Source organism: Dellaglioa sp. CoH-57-MRSF-20 (assembly GCF_056781955.1).
Window position 1 is genome coordinate 1 of sequence record NZ_JBXAXV010000279.1, and the last position, 261, is coordinate 261.

Annotated in this window: 1 protein-coding gene; it reads left to right on the forward strand. The window is 52.9% G+C overall.

Annotated features, from left to right (window positions below):
* Nucleotides 1-57 precede the first annotated feature (57 nt).
* Complete coding sequence (locus AC1RPN_RS09040) at nucleotides 58-249, forward strand: hypothetical protein (protein ID WP_481763852.1); 192 nt, start codon at nucleotides 58-60, stop codon at nucleotides 247-249.
* The last annotated feature ends 12 nt before the right edge of the window (nucleotides 250-261 follow it).

Here is a 261-nt window from a genome sequence, read left to right on the forward strand (position 1 = left end):
GTGGGAAAGTCTGCTGCGCTTCGTCCCGATTGGGATAAGAGCTACAAGTTTGAGGCGATGCTACGGGTGCTGCGCGCCAAGTTCCGTGACCCCGAGTTGCGGAAATGGCTGCTCGACACAGGTCAGGCTTACCTTGAAGAGACCAATACGTGGGGTGACATCATCTGGGGCCGGTGTAATGGCGTCGGTGAGAATCATCTTGGGCGTCTGCTCATGATAATTCGGTACGAGTTGCAACAAAGTTGTTGACATGTAGTAAAT